Source organism: Kitasatospora sp. NPDC057518, from assembly GCF_042802075.1.
In the GTDB taxonomy this organism is placed as follows: domain Bacteria; phylum Actinomycetota; class Actinomycetes; order Streptomycetales; family Streptomycetaceae; genus Kitasatospora.
Map to the genome: position 1 here is coordinate 1 of NZ_JBHVEU010000769.1, position 1,727 is coordinate 1,727.

The following is a 1,727-nucleotide window of genomic DNA, read 5'->3' on the forward strand; positions in this document are numbered from 1 at the left end:
GCCTGCCCGTCAGTCCCCGGTTTCCCCGGTTCGCGGCTATCCGAGGCCGCGGGCGTCCTGCTTCAGCGCGGTGTCCACGGTCAGCGCGGTCGCCACGACCAGGCTGAGCAGCGGGTCGGGGAGCGGGCGGTGGATCTGGAGAACGTAGTTGTCGGCCGTGGTGAACATCGTCTTCGCCAGGCCTTCCCAGGTCTTGGTGATCCGGGCGATCTCGGTGTCCGTCCCGTCGACGATGGAGAAGTTCCAGGCCCGCCAGTTCTCGGCCTTGATCGCGCCGACCTTCTGACCGCCGACCTCCAGCGAGAAGTTGATCTTCCCGATGGCGTTCTGCTGAACGATCTGGCCGACCTCCTGGCCGTCCGGACGCTGCACGATCACCCGCGACTTGATGAACTTCGCCGGACGGGTCAGCAGCAGCACCGGGGTGCCCTGCGCGTCGCGGATCTCCAGCTTGTGGGTCAGGTACTGGTCGATGGAGAAGAGCAGCCGTACCACCTTGCGCAGGCCGCTCTGGCCGACCTGGACCACCGAGCCCAGCGTGGCGCCCTGCTGGTCGAAGACCGAGTACTCGTTGGTCAGCTCGATCAGCTTGGCCTTCTGGTTCACCACCAGGACGGGCTCGGAGAAGAGGGTGCCGCCGCCACCGTAGACCGGTCCGACGCCCGCCTGCTGCCGTACCTGGCGCTGCACCTTGGCGGAGTCGCCGACCGCAGCGGTCGGCCCCCCGGGGAAACCGGGGATGTTCGTGTTCTGGGACATGCCCGGCAGGCTAGGGCCAATCCACCGTCAGCAGCGAGATCGTTTCGGACGCCCACCCGGCGCGCCGGGGACTCCGAGTCGCGAATTCGACCTGCGGATCGGCGTGTTGCGAACGAGGGCCGACCGACGGCCGGCACGCGTGTGACCGATGTCACATCCGCCGATCGATCGCGGACGGCGGAAAACCGTGCGACATCGAACGGAGCCGTACCCGTAGGCAGGTACCTGTAGGCACGTACCCCGTAGGCCGGTACAGCCACCCGGCTCCCCGGGCTCCGACCCCCGGGCGCCTCAGGCCGGGGCCGCGGCGACGCCGAGCCGCCACGCCTCGATGTCGCGGTAGTGGATCGGCCCGGGGCCGCGACCGATGTTGCTGCCGACGAGGTGGAGGCGTTCGGTCCGCCACGGCCGGCCCACGAACCCCGTGAGCCCGGCCGCCGCCAGCGGCACGCTGACGGAGTCGTCGCGGCGGGAGCGGGCCAGGGTGAGATGGGGGTTCAGCGGCCGCTCCCTGAAGTCGATCCCGCAGGACCTGACGAGATCCCGGACGTCGGCGGCGAGCCGGTGCAGTCCCTCCAGGTCACCGTCGATGCCGGTCCACAGCAGCCGCTGGTCGAAGTAGCCGCCGCCGCGCAGGCCCAGCCGCAGGGCGGGGCGCGACGGGGCCGCGGCGGCCAGCGCCGACCGCAGCAGCGGCACCGCCGTGGACGACTGTTCGCCGAGGAAGGCCAGGGTGATGTGCCAGTCCTCGATCCGGTTCCACCGCAGCCGCGGGTAGCCGGCATAGGTGGGTCGCAGGGCCCTGGCCAGTTCGTCCTTGGCGTCGTCGGGCGGGGCGAGCGCAACGAAGACGCGCAGGGTCCGGGGTTCGGGGTGATCGTCCACGAGGGGGGAGGGTAGTCGACGGCCGGCGCCGCCCTCGACTCTCCCGTACGGGCCGGCCGGGCCCCGGTGCGGCGGCCCCGTCC

2 protein-coding genes are annotated in these 1,727 nt (G+C 71.2%); both read right to left on the reverse strand.

Annotated elements, in window-relative coordinates:
- Window positions 1-36: 36 nt before the first annotated feature.
- A complete protein-coding gene (locus ACFU7Z_RS39255; protein ID WP_079272189.1) occupies window positions 37-759 on the reverse strand; it encodes an LURP-one-related/scramblase family protein in 723 nt (240 codons plus the stop codon).
- A gap of 291 nt (window positions 760-1,050) precedes the next feature.
- Complete coding sequence (gene thpR / locus ACFU7Z_RS39260) at window positions 1,051-1,644, reverse strand: RNA 2',3'-cyclic phosphodiesterase (RefSeq protein ID WP_380782953.1); 594 nt, start codon at window positions 1,642-1,644, stop codon at window positions 1,051-1,053.
- Between the last annotated feature and the right edge of the window lie 83 nt (window positions 1,645-1,727).

What these genes read in the sequence shown, in the direction of transcription:
- ACFU7Z_RS39255 (WP_079272189.1), bottom strand. Translation starts at nt 759, where the DNA reads ATGTCCCAGAACACGAACATCCCCGGTTTCCCCGGGGGGCCGACCGCT.